Source organism: Burkholderia sp. Se-20378 (assembly GCF_017104665.1).
GTDB lineage: Bacteria > Pseudomonadota > Gammaproteobacteria > Burkholderiales > Burkholderiaceae > Burkholderia > Burkholderia lata.
The window spans coordinates 25,027-39,948 of record NZ_JAAGPG010000027.1 but is presented as its reverse complement, the minus strand read 5'-3'; the positions used below and the strand labels follow the sequence as shown (position 1 = coordinate 39,948).

Here is a 14,922-nt window from a genome sequence, read left to right as displayed (position 1 = left end):
CAAGCAGCTGCTTGCCGAATCGGCTGCCAGCGGGCAGCGCTGGGAACAGGCGCATGCCGATGCGCTGAAGGCACGCGCGGAACTGGCCCGCGCGAGCGCGGCCGTGCGCGCGCAGGACGACCAGCAGACGGTGTTGCGCCGACGCCGCGCGCAGAGCACGGCTGCGATCGAGCAGGCGCGTGCGCGGCTCGCGGCGTCCCGCGCGAAGCTCGCGCTGGCGCAACTGGATGTCGAGCACACGGTGATCCGCGCGACCCGCGACGGCACGATCGGCCAGCGTGCGGTGCGTGCGGGCCAGTACGTCGAGGTCGGAATGCCGCTGCTCGCGGTCGTGCCGCTGCGCGACGTGTACGTCGTCGCGAACTTCAAGGAGACGCAGCTCGGCGCGATGCATGACGGGCAGCCGGTCGAGATCGACGTCGATACCTACTCGGGCCGCACGCTGCACGGCCGCGTGCTCGGGCTCGCACCGGGCTCGGGTGCCGAATTCGCGCTGCTGCCGCCCGACAACGCGACCGGCAACTTCACGAAGATCGTGCAGCGCGTGCCGGTGAAGATCCGCCTCGATGCGCCGCCGTCGGGCCTCGTGCTGCGGCCCGGCATGTCGGTGATCGCGCGCGTCGATACCCGCGGCGCACCGGGAGCCGGATCGTGAGCGCCGCAACCGGGCAGGCCGCGCACGACGAAACCGTTTCGCTGCGCGCGTGGGTTGCGGTGCTGGGCGGCGTGTTCGGCTGCTTCATGGCGGGGATGAACGTGCACGTGACGAACGCGTCGCTGCCCGACATTCGCGGGTCGCTGGGCGCGAGCTTCGAGGAAGGCTCGTGGATCTCGACCGCATATCTCGTGGCCGAGATCGTCGTGATCCCGCTCACCGGCTGGCTCGTGCAGGTGTTCTCCGCGCGCCGCGTGCTGCTCGTCGGCGCAACGGGGTTTCTTGCGTTCTCGATTGCGTGCTCGGTCGCGCCGACCATCTCGTCGATGATCGTCGCGCGCGCATTGCAGGGCGCATTCGGCGGTGTGCTGATTCCGCTGTCGTTCCAGCTGATCGTCACCGAGTTGCCGCCGTCGAAGCATCCGTTCGGCATGGCGCTGTTCGCGGTCGCGAACAACGTCGCGCAGGCGACCGGGCCGTCGCTCGGCGGCTGGCTCACCGACATGTATTCGTGGCGCTGGATCTTCTATCTGCAGATTCCGCCCGCGATTGCGCTGATCGCGGCGATCGCGTGGGCGATCCGTCCGGTGCCCGTGCAATTGTCGAAGCTGCGCCAGGCCGACTGGTTCGGGATCGCGACGATGGCGCTCGGGCTGAGCGCGCTGCAGATCGTGCTGGAGGAGGGCGGGCGCAAGGACTGGTTTGCGTCCGACCTGATCGTCGAGCTGTCGATCGTCGCGGTGGCGGGGCTCGTTGCGTTCGTCGCGATCGAGCTGCGGCGCAAGGAGCCGTTCATCAACCTGCGGCTGCTTGGCCGCTACAACTTCGGGATCGCGAGCCTGATGCAGTTCCTGTTCGGCGCGGTGGTGTTCGGCGTCGTGTTCCTCGTACCGAACTACTTCGCCGAGCTGCACGGCTACAGTGCGCGCGACATCGGCCTCGCGATGATCCCGTACGGGCTCGTGCAGTTCGTGATGTCGTTCCTGACGCCGCCGCTGATGCGCCGCACGAGCCCGCGCACGACGATCGTGCTCGGCTTCGCGCTCGTCGCGGCCGGCTGCCTGATGAACATCCACCTGACCGCCGACGCCGCGTCGAACGTGATCGTGCCGTCGCTCGTCGTGCGCGGGATCGGGCAGTCGCTGGTCGTGATCGCGCTGTCGGTGATGGCCGTCGACGGAATCGAGAAGGCGCAGCTCGGTTCCGCATCCGGCGTGTTCAACATGGTGCGCAACGTCGGCGGCGCGATCGGCATCGCGGTGGCGAGCCAGATCGTCGTCGAGCGGCAGAAGCTGCACGCGATGCGGATCGGCGAGGCCGTTTCGCCGTTCTCGGCAGCGTTTCAGGAACGCATGGCGATGCTGGCGCGGCTGCTGTCGCGCGTGCATGTGCCGCGTGCCGATGCGCTGCCGGGCGCATCGACCGGCAGCGTGCACGAGCTGGCGCTCGCGCTCGTGAACCAGCGCGTGATGCGTGAGGCGCTGCTGATGGCGTACAGTGACACGTTCCTGATCGCGGGTGTCGCGATGGTGGGGTGTACGGCGGCCGCGTTCGTGCTGAAGGGGAAGAAGAAAGCGTGATGGGGACAGACACCGGATATCGAGGCCTGACATAGCTGACAGGCGTCGAATTCCTGCAATGGGCGTATCGTTCACCCGGCCCGGGCGGGGCACCCGTCCGGCATCGATCGAGGTGCGAACCGATCCGTACAGTCAGGCCGACGCGTGCTGCCGGCCTGTCGTTCATGGTGGCCCTGGCGTCAGGATCGAACCTGCCTGTGTTTCAGGCCGACCACGCGCCGTGGTCCTTGTCCATTCAACCGGCCCGTTGCCGGGCCCATCGCGAGGAAAGCGTCATGACGAAACCCGATTCCCTGAAAGGCGACATCAAGGGCCAGGCCCAGGTTGCGGATCGCCACAACCTGGAGCGGCCGGATGGTGACAGCGCACTGTGGGCGCGCAGCCTGACGACGCAGCGCGTGGCCGACCTGTTCCGGACCTTGCCGGGCCTGCCGGGCCACTGGATGCAGTTACAAATGCAGGTCAACGCCGGAAATCGCCATTTCTGCGGCGGCCAGACCGGCCATCAAACCACCGAAGAGGGCAAGGTGCTGATTCGCTGGATCGCCGATGCCGTGATCAAGGCGGCCGAGCGAGCCCCGTTCGATTTCAACTTGCAGCAACTGCGTTTTACCGCCGACATGGGTTGGCTCAAGCTGCACCGGGTCGGCGGGCGCGTGCTGGTGCTGTCGCGGCCCTGAGCGGCGCGTCACGTGGCTACATCGTGAATCAACCGTAAATCGGCAGCGCAAGAAACAGCTTGATCACGAGCGCATTCGCGATGTCGATGAAGAACGCGCTGACCATCGGCACGATCAGGAACGCCATATGCGACGGGCCGAACCGAGCGGTAACGGCCTGCATGTTCGCGATCGCGGTGGGTGTCGCGCCGAGCCCGAAGCCGCAGTGGCCGGCGGCGAGCACGGCCGCGTCGTAGTTGCGGCCCATCATCCGGTACGTGACGAACACCGCATACCCGACCATCAGCAGCGTCTGCGACACGAGCAGCACGAGGATTGGCAGCGCGAGTGACGCGAGATCCCACAGGCGCAGTGTCATCAACGCCATCGCGAGGAACAGCGACAGGCTCACGTTGCCGAGCAGCGACACCGCGTGCTCGGACGGGCGCCAGCCGAACAGTGACAGCCCGTTGCTGAGCACGACGCCGACAAACAGTACGCACACGAACGTTGGCAGCTCGAATGCGGTGCCGCGGATCAGCGACTCGATCGCCGTGCCGCCCGATAGCGAAATCGCGAACAGCGCGAGCGTGTTGATGAACGCGGACGGCGTCATCGACTGCTGCTCCTTCGGATGTTCGAGGCCGCCAGTGTCGCCAGCGGCGCCCTGGGGTGCATGCGGTTCTGCGAAGCCGGGAATCTTCACGTGGCGCGTCAGGTAGCGCGCGACCGGCCCGCCGAGCAGGCCGCCCAGCACGAGGCCGAAGGTCGCGCACGCGATCGCGGCTTCGGTCGCCGACGCGAGGCCGTGGCGCTCCGCAAAGACCTTGCTCCACGCGGCCCCCGTGCCGTGCCCACCCGACAGCGTGATCGAGCCGGCCAGCAGGCCGAGCAGCGGATCGAGGCCGAGTGCCTTGGCGAGACCGATGCCGAGCGCGTCCTGCAGGATCAGCAGCCCGAGCACAACGAGCAGGAAGCGCAGCAGCATCGGGCCGCCCGACTTGAGCGTCGACAGCTTGGCGTTCAGGCCGATCGACGCGAAGAACGCGAGCATCAGCGGCGTTTGCAGCGACGTGTCGAAACGGATCTCGGTGCCCGCGAAGCCGCGCAACGCAGTGAGCGCCAGCGCGACGACGAGGCCGCCCGCGACGGGCTCGGGGATCGTGTATGCGCGCAGCACACCGATGCGCGTGACCAGAAGCTGGCCGAACAGGAGCACGAGCGACGCCGCGACGAGAGTACCGAAGGTGTCGATGGGCATGGCGTGACTCCGGTGGGGGGATGGCGGGATTATCCGCGAATGACGCAGCAGCGGGGGAGGTGCGGCGGAACGCCGCGTGCGGGTGCTGCTGAATGGGGTGGGGCGCGGCCGGCAGCTTGCGTCACTTGCGTTGACGCGACATGAAACATCGGTTCGACGGGCGGCGCGCTGCGCTCACAAGCTCACGGAAGACGGGAGGCAGCACATTGCAAACTCACCCCGGTCTGATTGGTTGTAACGATCGTTCACGATACATTGAACCGGCGTGTATCGGAGGGGCTTCGGCGGCGACCGTTGGGCCCGGTCGCAGTCATGCTGTTCATGGTTGATCGCGCTGCTCCTAACGCTGCCTCATGCGAGCGCCGAGGGTATTCCGGCGCCTTACACGTTTTTTCCGGCACGGGGTCTGAGTCACGCTGCGACTGTGATACCAGCCGAACGCGAGCGTCTTGCCGGTTGCACCACGATTTCCACATGCTGGCCCAGCGACACCAGTGCTTGCATCAGTCGCTCCAGCGAAATGTTCTGGAGTTTGTAGCGACGTACTTGAGACACCTTGGGCTGTGTCATGCCGATGATGGATGCCGTCTCGATCTGAGTCAGGCCGCGCTGGTCGATCAGTTCGTTGAGTTTGAGGGCGAGCGCGGCCTTGGCCGTCAGTTCCTGGGCGTCGTCGAAATCCAGGTCGACAAGCACGTTGTCGGTGCCCTGAGGATATTCCTTGCGATTCATCACTTATCTCCTACTCGCCCATGCCGGGCAAGCACTGCTTTCAACCGCTTCCTGATCAATTCCACATCCGGTTGCGGTGTGGCAATGCCGGACTTGGATTTCTTCTGAAAGGCATGGAGTACATGAACTGCATCACCAATTTGCACGATGTACACCACCCGGAATGCATCGCCGCGATGGTCGTCGACCAGCTCGTACACACCGGAAACCAACCCTTTCCATGGTTTTGCTGACTCCGGCGTGCGACCCGACTGGACAATGAACAGCGCTACGCCCATGTCCTTCTGTACCTCAATGGGAAATGCCTTGAAGTCTTTTTTCGACGCACCTTCCCAGTAAAGCAATTTCCGTTCTGGCTCCATGAATTATATCCGTTCGGGTATATGCTGCAAGCGCCGAAATCATTGCGACAGGGCTACCTTTCATCGCTGGGATCGAAGAATTGATTGATCGGCGGATTGCCGGTGGAACGGTGTTTGGCGAACGCCCTTCGGCACGCTCGGCATGCCTTGTCGCGCGGAGCTTTTGAGCAGTACGGCATCGTGTCATGCCGTCGGCTTGCGGCGCTTGCTTTCGCGAATATCGGTGCGAGCTCGTCCAAGTATTGAACGGTTGTGGTGCCGAAACTGCTACGGCGGCGGCCAGGTCAGACCCGACCGCGGTCCTGCTTCGTTTCCGTCTATTTCGCCGGCCGTCAGACCGAAACCGTGATACCCGCCGGGCGGGATTGCCCCGCAGGCCGCACGACGATTTCAACTTGCTGGCCAAGCGACACCAGTGTGCGCATCAGCAGTTCCAGCGAAACGTTCCGGAGTCGATCGCGCTGCTCGGGGGTGACCACCGGCCGGGCCATTTCCGAGAGCGCGACAGCCTCCTCTTCGGTCAGGCCGCGGGAGACGATCAGTGCGTTGAGCTTCAGCACAAGCGCGGACTTGGCCGACAGTGCGTCAGCGTCGTCCAGGTCAAAGTCGAAATCGAAGTCAGTCGGCAGGTTGTCGGCGTATCGGCGTGAGTCGTTGCGATTCATTACGCCTCCTCCGTCACCATCGACAACTGCCGTTGGTGCTGCCCCGTCGGTTGATCGACATCAGGGAATCCACCCTTCCGGGCATGATCGCCGTCCGCTTCGTCGATCGGCGTGATCACCAGCCGCTTGTGCGTCACGTCGATCCGTAAACGCTGCTCTGGTTCGAAGCCCGCAGCTTCGATCCAGCGGCCGGATAGCTTCATCCACAGATGGAGGACAGGCGGCGCCATGTCGGCAAGCCTGAGGTGCGGAACGATACGACGGGTCTGGAGAGACGATTGACTGGAGACGAAACAATCGTGAAAACGAAAGGGTGCGTTATGATTCGCGTCAGCCATGACTGACTCCCATGATGAGTGGGTTGTGGTCAGCGGCCCGCGGGTGGTAGTGCACCAGCGGGCCGCGCTCGTTTACGCAGCGAATGTCGATCGGCATCCCGTCAAATGATTGGCATGACGAAATGACCTGATACTCCAAGCGAAAACGTGCGACCACTCTAGCCGAGATCGATCGTTGTCAGGTGCTGGTCTGGAGCGTCGTCATCGGTACCGACGGTCATGCCGATGTCTTGCTGCTTGCTGCGCAACGATTCCACGGCGATTGCGCTCGCGGGCCGCGTTGTCACTTCATTGCCGATATGTCAGAAAGCGTGTCGGTCGAATGCTTCGATTCACCAGCCGCGCGTTGCACGACGATGTCATTCACGTCGTGCAGGTAACGCCGGACCTCGCGCGAGAACGTCGCCGTGCATTCCGACTCACCCGTGCAGCGCGTCCATCTGCCGGCGTGCATTCGCCAGCCCCGCTTCGAAACCGTGCGGCTTCATGTCGAGCCCTTCCGCATAGACGAATTCCACGTCGACGATACCCATCAGGCCGAGCACGGCACGCAGGTACGGCGTGACCGCATCCGTCTCTTGGCCGACGTGCACGCCGCCGCGAGAACTGAACACGATCGCGCTGATGCCTTCGACGAGCCCCACTGGGTACGTCTCCGTGTACCGGAACGTCACGCGGGCACGCGCGACGAGGTCGAACCAGTTCTTCAACTGGGTCGGCACGTTGAGGTTGTACATCGGCGCGCCGATCAGCAGCAGGTCGCTGCCCTTGAGTTCGGCAATCAGTTCGTCGGACAGCACGATCGCGCGTTGCGCACGCTCGCTCGGGTTGGCTGCGCCGCGCAGCGCGTGAAACAGCTCGCTGTCGAGCATCGGCAGGTCGGTGTCGACGAGATTGCGCACGATCACGTCGTCGGCATGGCCGTTGGCCTGGCGCTCGGCCAGGAACGTGTCGATCAGCGCACCGGTTTGCGACTGGCTGCCGTTAATGCTGGATTTGAGGACGAGGATCCGGGCCATGCGGGGTGCTCCGTTGCGAATGTGAGGACTGGAATCGATCCTATCAGCCACCTTTTATCGCCAAAAGCGATAAGATCGACTCACTGTGTAGCGTATTTGTCCCCAATCGCATGCGAAACAACCTGAAGGGCATCGACGTTTTCATCGCTGCGGCGGAAGCGAGCAGCTTCGCGGAAGCCGCGGAGAAGCTGCACATCACGCGGTCCGCGGTCGGCAAGAGCATCGCACGCCTCGAGGAGCGGCTGGGCGTCGTGCTGTTTCAGCGTACGACGCGCAGCCAGAGCCTGACCGACGAAGGCGCGTTGTTCTACGACCATTGCCTGCGCGCGATGGAGCAGATCCAGGCGGGCGAGGCGCTGCTGGAAACCGGCAAATGGCAGATGAAGGGGCGCCTGCGCGTGTCGATGCCCACGCTCTTCGGTCATCTTTGCGTGGCGCCGATCCTGATCGAACTGGCGAAGGCGCATCCCGAGCTCGATCTCGACCTGTCGTTCAGCGATCGTTCCGTCGACCTGGTCGAGGAGCGTTTCGATCTGGCGATTCGCGTCGGCACGTTGCCGAACAGCAGCGAGCTGGTGGCGCGGCCGCTGGGCGAGCACCGGATGGCGTTCTGCGCATCGCCGGCGTACCTGAGCCGCTGCGGCGAACCCACGACCTATGAAGAACTCGAACGGCACAAGGCGCTGGCCTATACGCGTTTCGGCCAGGTGCATCGCTGGCGCGTGATCGTCGACGGTCAGCGCGTGGAGCTGCAGCCCGCCGTTCGTTTGCTGTCCGACGATTTGAGTGCGCTGATGGATGCGGCCGTCGCGGATCTGGGCGTCGCGTGGTTGCCGTACTGGCTGGTGCGCGACGCGTTGCGCGGCGGCGTGCTGCGGGAGTTGCTGCCCGATCGGCCGGGCGAGATCTTTCCGATCCAGGCGGTGTGGCCTTACACGCTGCATCTTCCGCTGAAAGTGCGCGCCGCCGTCGATGCGCTGCTCGAACATCTGCCGGCCCGGCTGGCCGCGGTCGAGGCGCGGATGTGACGACGCGGCGCCGCGGTTCTTTGGACGAGACGCTCGTTACTGGCCGAAGCGATCCGCCACGGCATCATTCAGCCGCGCGGCGGTGATCTCGCCCATGTGCGATTCGACGAGGTTGCCTTTCGCGTCGAAGAAGAGCGTCGTCGGCAGCCCGCGCGAACCGTAGGTTTTCATCGCGTGCAGCGTGCGATCGAGCAGCACGTGATCGAACCGCAGCCCTTTCTGTTCGAGGAACGCGCGCACCGCTTGCGCGTCTTCGCCCTGGTTGACCATCAGCACCGTCATCCCCGGATGCGCCTGCTGCGCTTGCGCGAGGATCGGCATTTCGCGCTGGCACGGCGGGCACCACGTGGCCCACAGGTTCACGACGACGGGCTTGCCCGCGAAGCGTTGCACCGGCACTGGTGTGGCATCGAGCGCTTCGAGCTGCAATGCGGCAAGCGGCGGCGCGCTGTGCTGCAACGTGGCGAGCGTGCCTTGTGCGATGCCCCATGCGGCAATGCCCGCAAGCATGCCGGCCATCACCGGGCGACGCAGCGCGGGCAGGCGGCGCAGGCGCCAGCCCGCGAACACGATGCCCGCCGCGAGGCCGATGCGCCAGTCGAAGCCGCCGTCGCCGAGCGCGATGATCGAGCGCGGCGCGGCGGCGTACTCGTGCCACCACTGCGCGACGTAGCCGATACGCGCGGCGAGCAGGCCGAACAGCAACGTATCGAGGATCAGGCTCGACGCGGTCTTGTGATGTCCGTCCGGCGGGCGACGCTGGATGACACGGGCGACGAGCCACGCGAGCAGCGCGGCGACAGCTACCGCGACGACGCGGATCGAGAAGGGACCAATGCTCAGCATGAAAGGGCGGGACGTGATCGAGCGGGGCTGGAGAGGGGATTGTCCGCCACGGCGATGAAGCCGTCGACGGTCGTGCGGCGATTCGACAGGTCGCCGCGTATGGGGGTTCCCGTCGAGAACGTAACGGCGCGTTGCGGATTCGGTGAACTCGCGTGGATCAGGACTGCGTGATTTTCAGGCGGAAGGGCCGCGAATCAGACCGGTCTGATGGTCAGCGGAATGGCGGTCATCAACAACACGCATACCGGTGAGATGTGGTGTCCCCCGGTATCCCGAACGGGGATCTTTCCTTGACGGCAGCTCCTCCCGCGAGCGGCCGCTTTTTTATCGCCGTGCGAGCGGGTGTGGGTGTGTTGTGGCGGTCGGTGGGCACGGCCGCGATCCGATTTATATCGGCTGACTGAACGGAATAGGACCGCTGCCAGATGCGAGCACGGGGCATTCACTCGCGCATTGCATGGCGGTCGGTTCGCGACCGGCGAGCGCATTCGCTGGCGGTGGCATGTGATCCACCGCCGTTACCCGACGGGCCGCGCATTCGCGATCCGTCGGGCGTCGGGTCTTACAGCTTCTTCGATGCTGCCGGCGCCGTGTCGGCCTGCGTGGCCGCGGCCGCCGGATCGAGCGTCGCGAGCGTCTTCTCGGTGAATTTCTCGTACAGCCAGTCCATGCGCATGCTGTCGATGCCGGCGATGCCGCCGAGCGCATACGATGCCGACACCTTGAAGCGGTCGATCGGATGATTGTCGGCGTCGGCGAGCGTCACGGTGCCGTCGACATAATCGCTGCCGGCCATGAAGCCGAACATGACGGCCGAGAAGCTCGATCGCGTGCGAATGCCGGTGACTTCGACATTCAGGTGCATCGCGTCGGTCGAACCGGCCGTTGCCAGCAGCTTGCGTGCGGCCAGTGCGCTTTCGATTTTCCCTTTCAGGTTTTCGGGGCTGAATTTCAGATTGTCTTTCAGCGCTTCCTGCGCGGCATTGTCGAGCGTGACTTGCACGATCACGGGCTTCGTGCCGAATTTGGACGTCGATGCAGTTGTGATGGCCCCCGCCTGATCGCTGGCCTCGCGTGTCACGCTGCTCGCGCAGCCCGACAGGAAGCCGATCGTCACCAATGCCAGCGCGGCATGACGGAATACAGATTTCATGATTTGGTCTTTTTTAGTTCGGGTTATTTGAGATGGCTCTGTGGCCGGGAGAAAATCTAGCACGGGACGATTCGACGCAAAAGGTCGAATAGATCGAAAACCGATTCGGCATTTATTCATCGCGGTGTTATGCGCGGATAAAAGGCCGATTGACTCGCTACAAGAGATTGTCGGTACTGGCGATCGAGTTTTGCGGTCGCGGGGCTGACTATCGCAGGCGATCACTGTCCCTTCCCGGACACAGCGCCACCCAGCCGATACGCCGTGAAAAACTCATACCACGGCGACCCTTCCGCAACCGGCACATTGAGCGCCGCCGTCCGCTGCTTCAACGCGCCGAACACGTCATTGATACGCGCGGTCTGCCCGGCATCGTTGAATGGATAGGGCCGCGCCCGGCCGGCCGCGAATGCGCCATACGCGATCGCGAGCAGCCGTGCGCTGTCGTCGGTCGACGCGATCGACCCGTTGATCATTTCAGCGAAGCGCGGCCGGTCTTCCGCGCGCGATCCGGACAGGCACAGGAATACGATCGCCGACAGTTCGTGCAGATCCTTCACCCGCAGCAGCAGCGGCAGCCGCGCGACGATCCGCTCCACCGGTTCATCGCGCAGCGCATCGCTGAAGTCGAGCACGGCGGTCATCGGATTCGTGTCCGCTTTCAGGCGATCGAGCGCCGACGATACGGCCGACGCGCTCGCTCCGTTCGTCGACGCTGCCGGAGCCGCCCGCAACGCATCGGCCACCTGCTGCGTCCATTCCGGAAAGATCATCCGCACGTTGCCGAACTGTTCGCCGCCTTCCGCCGCCGGATTCCAGCGATACACGATCGTGCCGCCGCGAATGAACGGCGAATACAGGTGCTCGGGCGTCTGGGGCAGCGGCCGCCGGTTGATTGGCAGCCAGGCGAGCGTCAGCCAGTCGTAGCGGCCGGTGGCCGGTACGGACGGGCTCGAGCTCGCGACGACCTGCCACGTGCCGCGATTCACATAGCGGCGGCGCGCGTCGGGCACCGGGACGGTCTGGCCTTTCGCAGTGTCGAAGTACGTCGTGCCGGTCACGTTCGTGCCGCTGTCCGCGGCCGGCGTGAGGGTGGAGATGACCCACGACGCGCCGTCCGCCGAACGATAGTCGGACGGCTTCAGCGTGGCGACGTCGTGCACCATGCGCGTTTCCGACGCGACGGGGCTGGGCGAGAGATTGGCGGGCGCGGCCAGGATGCTCGGCATGGGATGTCCTCGGAATCGGGTGCGCATCGACGAGCGGCGGGCGACGCGCGGCGGCGCAAGTTGTTTTATGTAACTGTAGAACTTCGCGACCGGAAACGGAAACCGGCCGAAGCGGTGCAACGCGCTCACACCGTTCACCGCTTCGGCTTACCATGCGCATCCTCAGCCAACGACGCACGCCGGACGGGAGCGCACATGACCGACACGAAAGCCATCACCGAACACTGGACACAGGCCGCCGACCAATGGATCGGCTGGGCCGGCAAGCCGGGGCACGATGCGTTCTGGAAATACCGCGCGGGGCTCGCGGCCTATATCGGCCGCGACACCGGCCGCGCGCTGGAGATCGGCTGCGGCGAAGGCCGCGTGAGCCGCGAACTGAAGGCGCTCGGCTACGACGTGACTGCGACCGACGTGGTGCCCGCGATGCTCGACGCCGCGCGTCACGCGGATTCCGCGCATCGCTACGAACTGGCCGACGCGGCGTCGCTGCCGTTCGATTCAGCCAGCTTCGATCTCGTGATGGCGTACAACGTGCTGATGGACCTCGACGACATGCAGCGCGCGTTGAACGAAGCGCGCCGCGTGCTGAAGCCGGGCGGGACGCTGTTCATTTCGCTCGTGCATCCGTTCCGCGATCGCGGCGCCTTCGCGGGGCCGCAACCCGATGCGCCGTTCGTGCTGAAGGGCAGCTATTTCGGGCGCGAGCACTTCGACGGCGTGGAAACGCGCGACGGGCTGTCGATGCACTTCGCCGGCTGGTCGCTGCCGCTGCAGGCGTACATGGAAGCGCTGGAGGCGGCCGGGTTCGCGATCGTGTCGCTGCGCGAGCCGCCGCCCGACCAGGCCGATACGGACCAGTTGAAACAATGGGCGCGCGTGCCGCTGTTTCTGTGGGTCAAGGCGCGGCCGATGGGTTGAGTGGGTAGCCTCGGGGACACAAAAATCGACCGAAACGATGATCTTGTATCCCCGGGGCTACCGGGTTTGCCGAAGCGGCTGTTCCCGGAAGCGATCATGGCCTTCAATCGGGCGGGGTAATCCGTGACATGGCGCTTGCCCACGTCTCACCGTCCATCTCAGCGCGACAACTCCTTCCGGTAGAGCACGGCCCCCGGCTTTGCCGCGACGGTGTCGTAGAGCCGCATCGCCGTGTGGTTCGTCTCGTGCGTCTGCCAGTACACGCGTTCGGCGCGATGCGCACGCGCGGCGTCGTACACGGCTTCGATCAGCGCGCGGCCGACGCCCTTGCCGCGCTCGCTGTCGAGCGTGAACAGGTCCTGCAGATAGCAGGTCGGCCCGATATGCGTCGTGCTGCGGTGATACAGGAAATGCACGAGCCCGACGAGCCGGCCGTCGCGCTCCGCGACGAGCGCGTGCACGGGTTCGTAACCGTCGAAGAAGCGCGACCACGTGAGTTGTGTGACCCGCAGCGGCAGGGCCGTATCGTCGAAGCGGCCGTAGAAGCGGTTGTAGCCGTCCCACAGCGGCAGCCACTGGTCGTAGTCGTTTTCCGTGACCGCGCGTACGGTCAGTCCGGTGTCGTTGGCGTTCATGTTGGCGGACCTGTCGAGGAGAAGAGGGCGCGCCGCCGATCCGGCCGGCGCGTCGCAGGTCTCCACGATAGGAAGTTCGCGGCTCCATGGGTAGGCCCATGGCGACGGCATTTCATGGTGCCACGATCCGCACGATTCTCGCGCTGTCGACCGCCCGCCAAAGCCAGCGGTGATCGCGCCGGCTGCGCTTGGGTCTGTCGGGTTCAGCCCACACGCAACCCTGATGCTCGCGACTCACCGCGACTCACGCGCCACTCGCTACGGTCAGCATGCAAGAAAAAGATCACGCCCCTTGGAAGCCGGCACCACGTTCGGGATAAGCCGACGGCTCGACCGCAATCGCGATCTTTCCTCGAACACCGTGGTTGGGACGTTCCAGCAGGGCGTGCGCGAGCGGAACGTCGGCAAGGGAATAGACCGCACCCACGTGTGGCCGCAGCTGTCCACGCTCGATCAACGCACTCAACTCATCCAGCTTGCCGCGATTCTGTCGCGTGAACACGAAGTGATAGCTCGCGTTCTTGCCCCAGGCCTGAATGACGTTTTGCGGCTGGGCGATGTCCACGATCGTGACGACGCGGCCAAGTTGAGCGAGCGCATCGGGGCTGCGCGACAAGGTGTTGCCGCCGATGGTGTCGAACACGACATCGACGCCACGACCACCGGTGTCTCGCATGACCGCGTCGACGTAATCGTCCTTTTCGTAGTCGATGACCACATCGGCCCCAAGGTTGCGAGCGAATTCGACGTTTGCTTCGCGCACGGTCGTGAACACCCTTGAGCCGATGGCTTTGGCGAGCTGGATCGCCACATGGCCGACGCCGCCCGCGCCGCCGTGTACCAGAATGCTTTCCCCCACGCGCAGCGCCGCACGCACGACCAGTGCTTCCCAAACCGTTCCGCCGACTAGGGTCAGGCTGGCCGCCTCGAGATGGCTCAATGAAGGCGGCTTCTTCCCGACGATGCTGTCGGCAGCCACGTGGTACTCGGCGTAACTGCCCGGCCCGTCGAAGATTTGCGGGGTGTACCAGACTTCGTCCCCCGGCGAGAAGGCCGTCACGCCGGGCCCGACAGCTTCGACCACGCCCGATACGTCGTGTCCGGTAATGGCCGGAAGTGGCACCAGGTCCGGATAGTCGCCCCGTCGAACCTGGTAATCCAGTGGATTGACGGAGGTGGCGTGGACCCGGACCAGGACTTGTCCCACGTGCGGCACCGGCTTGGGCATGTCACGTAGTTCGAATGATTCCGGGCCGCCAAATGACTTGAGCAACAGCGCTTTCATTGCACATCCTCGTTTCGATAAAAAGGGATATCGGGAATTATCGATATAATGGGGCAAAAAATTACAGGTCTTTGCCGATGGTCTTGGCCAGCGCGCTGATCGCTGCTTCGTTGCGCTTGTAGTAAGTCCACTGGCCGATGCGCCTGACTTCCACCAGGCCTGCTCGTTGCAGCGTCGCAAGGTAATCGGACACCGTCGACTGCGACAGCCCGACGCCTTCCTGAATACTGCTGACGCAGACGCCCACCGTGTGAACGTCCCCTTCATCCTGCGGCGGGAAGTTCTTCACGGGATCTTTCAAACCCTGCAGGATTTCAAGGCGGGTCCGGTTCGAGAGGGCTTTGAAGATGTCGAGCAATTCCATGGGCAGCGAGTATATCGAGATTTACCGATATGTCAATGTGAGTGCCAACCGTCGCTCCGTCGAGTCGCTCCGGTTCTGGCGCAACGTTCGGATTTGCAGGCGGCCCTTGGAACGGAAGTGATCAGCGGGGTCCTTTCGAACGGAACGAGGCTCCGGGAGCCGCGCAGCGCGACAGTCATACCACCCGAAC

17 protein-coding genes are annotated in these 14,922 nt (G+C 64.6%); 5 read left to right on the top strand and 12 right to left on the bottom strand.

Annotated elements, in window-relative coordinates; genetic code table 11:
• From G3N93_RS06110 to G3N93_RS06100, 3 genes are all read left to right on the top strand, one after another.
• Positions 1-655: HlyD family secretion protein (locus tag G3N93_RS06110; RefSeq protein ID WP_206132530.1), on the top strand; the 655-nt coding region annotated here is incomplete at its 5' end.
• The gene (locus tag G3N93_RS06105) at positions 652-2,235 is read left to right on the top strand and encodes a DHA2 family efflux MFS transporter permease subunit (protein ID WP_206132529.1); all 1,584 of its coding nucleotides are present in this window, start codon (positions 652-654) and stop codon (positions 2,233-2,235) included. The genes G3N93_RS06110 and G3N93_RS06105, both read left to right, overlap by 4 nt.
• A gap of 275 nt (positions 2,236-2,510) precedes the next feature.
• Positions 2,511-2,915, top strand: coding sequence for a peptide ABC transporter ATPase (locus G3N93_RS06100; RefSeq protein ID WP_174939584.1), 405 nt, complete (start codon positions 2,511-2,513; stop codon positions 2,913-2,915).
• A 28-nt stretch (positions 2,916-2,943) separates the two neighbouring features.
• On the opposite strand, the gene gltS is transcribed toward G3N93_RS06100, so the two are convergent.
• From gltS to G3N93_RS06070, 6 genes are all read right to left on the bottom strand, one after another.
• The gene (gltS, locus tag G3N93_RS06095) at positions 2,944-4,155 is read right to left on the bottom strand and encodes a sodium/glutamate symporter (protein WP_206132528.1); all 1,212 of its coding nucleotides are present in this window, start codon (positions 4,153-4,155) and stop codon (positions 2,944-2,946) included.
• A gap of 411 nt (positions 4,156-4,566) precedes the next feature.
• A complete protein-coding gene (locus G3N93_RS06090; RefSeq protein ID WP_174939580.1) occupies positions 4,567-4,887 on the bottom strand; it encodes a helix-turn-helix domain-containing protein in 321 nt (106 codons plus the stop codon).
• Complete coding sequence (locus G3N93_RS06085) at positions 4,887-5,249, bottom strand: type II toxin-antitoxin system RelE/ParE family toxin (RefSeq protein ID WP_206132527.1); 363 nt, start codon at positions 5,247-5,249, stop codon at positions 4,887-4,889. Before G3N93_RS06085 ends, G3N93_RS06090 begins: the two co-directional genes overlap by 1 nt.
• A gap of 332 nt (positions 5,250-5,581) precedes the next feature.
• A complete protein-coding gene (locus tag G3N93_RS06080; protein ID WP_174939577.1) occupies positions 5,582-5,914 on the bottom strand; it encodes an XRE family transcriptional regulator in 333 nt (110 codons plus the stop codon).
• A complete protein-coding gene (locus tag G3N93_RS06075) occupies positions 5,914-6,252 on the bottom strand; it encodes a SymE family type I addiction module toxin (protein ID WP_174939575.1) in 339 nt (112 codons plus the stop codon). The genes G3N93_RS06080 and G3N93_RS06075 overlap by 1 nt, the downstream gene beginning before the upstream one ends.
• 419 nt (positions 6,253-6,671) lie before the next feature.
• Positions 6,672-7,271, bottom strand: a complete 600-nt coding sequence (locus G3N93_RS06070; protein ID WP_174939573.1) for an NAD(P)H-dependent oxidoreductase — start codon at positions 7,269-7,271, stop codon at positions 6,672-6,674.
• A 110-nt stretch (positions 7,272-7,381) separates the two neighbouring features.
• Between G3N93_RS06070 and G3N93_RS06065 the strand changes: the two genes are divergently transcribed.
• Positions 7,382-8,299, top strand: a complete 918-nt coding sequence (locus G3N93_RS06065) for a LysR family transcriptional regulator (RefSeq protein WP_174939656.1) — start codon at positions 7,382-7,384, stop codon at positions 8,297-8,299.
• A 36-nt stretch (positions 8,300-8,335) separates the two neighbouring features.
• Here G3N93_RS06065 and G3N93_RS06060 read toward each other — a convergent pair whose 3' ends face one another.
• The 3 genes from G3N93_RS06060 to G3N93_RS06050 all read right to left on the bottom strand — a co-directional run bounded on the left by G3N93_RS06060 (position 8,336) and on the right by G3N93_RS06050 (position 11,527).
• Positions 8,336-9,145: a TlpA disulfide reductase family protein gene (locus G3N93_RS06060; protein WP_206132526.1), complete on the bottom strand. Its 810-nt coding sequence runs from the start codon at positions 9,143-9,145 to the stop codon at positions 8,336-8,338.
• A 562-nt stretch (positions 9,146-9,707) separates the two neighbouring features.
• Entirely contained in the window at positions 9,708-10,298 is a 591-nt protein-coding gene (locus tag G3N93_RS06055) for a DUF4410 domain-containing protein (protein WP_206132525.1), read from the bottom strand.
• A 221-nt stretch (positions 10,299-10,519) separates the two neighbouring features.
• On the bottom strand, positions 10,520-11,527 hold the full coding sequence (locus tag G3N93_RS06050) for a hypothetical protein (protein ID WP_206132524.1): 1,008 nt from the start codon (positions 11,525-11,527) through the stop codon (positions 10,520-10,522).
• A 195-nt stretch (positions 11,528-11,722) separates the two neighbouring features.
• On the opposite strand from G3N93_RS06050, the gene G3N93_RS06045 reads away from it, so the two are divergent.
• Complete coding sequence (locus tag G3N93_RS06045; protein WP_206132523.1) at positions 11,723-12,448, top strand: class I SAM-dependent methyltransferase; 726 nt, start codon at positions 11,723-11,725, stop codon at positions 12,446-12,448.
• 158 nt (positions 12,449-12,606) lie between these two features.
• On the opposite strand, the gene G3N93_RS06040 is transcribed toward G3N93_RS06045, so the two are convergent.
• The 3 genes from G3N93_RS06040 to G3N93_RS06030 form a co-directional block, all read right to left on the bottom strand.
• On the bottom strand, positions 12,607-13,083 hold the full coding sequence (locus tag G3N93_RS06040; protein ID WP_174939774.1) for a GNAT family N-acetyltransferase: 477 nt from the start codon (positions 13,081-13,083) through the stop codon (positions 12,607-12,609).
• 283 nt (positions 13,084-13,366) lie between these two features.
• On the bottom strand, positions 13,367-14,368 hold the full coding sequence (locus tag G3N93_RS06035; RefSeq protein WP_206132522.1) for a zinc-dependent alcohol dehydrogenase family protein: 1,002 nt from the start codon (positions 14,366-14,368) through the stop codon (positions 13,367-13,369).
• A gap of 61 nt (positions 14,369-14,429) precedes the next feature.
• Entirely contained in the window at positions 14,430-14,732 is a 303-nt protein-coding gene (locus G3N93_RS06030) for a helix-turn-helix transcriptional regulator (RefSeq protein ID WP_174914313.1), read from the bottom strand.
• Positions 14,733-14,922 lie beyond the last annotated feature (190 nt).

Excerpts from the sequence above, each read along its gene's own strand:
- G3N93_RS06055 (WP_206132525.1), bottom strand. The coding sequence starts at position 10,298 with ATGAAATCTGTATTCCGTCATGCCGCGCTGGCATTGGTGACGATCGGC.
- G3N93_RS06085 (WP_206132527.1), bottom strand. The coding sequence starts at position 5,249 with ATGGAGCCAGAACGGAAATTGCTTTACTGGGAAGGTGCGTCGAAAAAA.
- G3N93_RS06045 (WP_206132523.1), top strand. The coding sequence starts at position 11,723 with ATGACCGACACGAAAGCCATCACCGAACACTGGACACAGGCCGCCGAC.
- G3N93_RS06070 (WP_174939573.1), bottom strand. The coding sequence starts at position 7,271 with ATGGCCCGGATCCTCGTCCTCAAATCCAGCATTAACGGCAGCCAGTCG.
- G3N93_RS06030 (WP_174914313.1), bottom strand. The coding sequence starts at position 14,732 with ATGGAATTGCTCGACATCTTCAAAGCCCTCTCGAACCGGACCCGCCTT.
- G3N93_RS06080 (WP_174939577.1), bottom strand. The coding sequence starts at position 5,914 with ATGAATCGCAACGACTCACGCCGATACGCCGACAACCTGCCGACTGAC.
- G3N93_RS06090 (WP_174939580.1), bottom strand. The coding sequence starts at position 4,887 with ATGAATCGCAAGGAATATCCTCAGGGCACCGACAACGTGCTTGTCGAC.
- G3N93_RS06065 (WP_174939656.1), top strand. The coding sequence starts at position 7,382 with ATGCGAAACAACCTGAAGGGCATCGACGTTTTCATCGCTGCGGCGGAA.
- G3N93_RS06100 (WP_174939584.1), top strand. The coding sequence starts at position 2,511 with ATGACGAAACCCGATTCCCTGAAAGGCGACATCAAGGGCCAGGCCCAG.
- G3N93_RS06040 (WP_174939774.1), bottom strand. The coding sequence starts at position 13,083 with ATGAACGCCAACGACACCGGACTGACCGTACGCGCGGTCACGGAAAAC.
- G3N93_RS06035 (WP_206132522.1), bottom strand. The coding sequence starts at position 14,368 with ATGAAAGCGCTGTTGCTCAAGTCATTTGGCGGCCCGGAATCATTCGAA.
- G3N93_RS06050 (WP_206132524.1), bottom strand. The coding sequence starts at position 11,527 with ATGCCGAGCATCCTGGCCGCGCCCGCCAATCTCTCGCCCAGCCCCGTC.
- G3N93_RS06075 (WP_174939575.1), bottom strand. The coding sequence starts at position 6,252 with ATGGCTGACGCGAATCATAACGCACCCTTTCGTTTTCACGATTGTTTC.
- gltS (WP_206132528.1), bottom strand. The coding sequence starts at position 4,155 with ATGCCCATCGACACCTTCGGTACTCTCGTCGCGGCGTCGCTCGTGCTC.
- G3N93_RS06060 (WP_206132526.1), bottom strand. The coding sequence starts at position 9,145 with ATGCTGAGCATTGGTCCCTTCTCGATCCGCGTCGTCGCGGTAGCTGTC.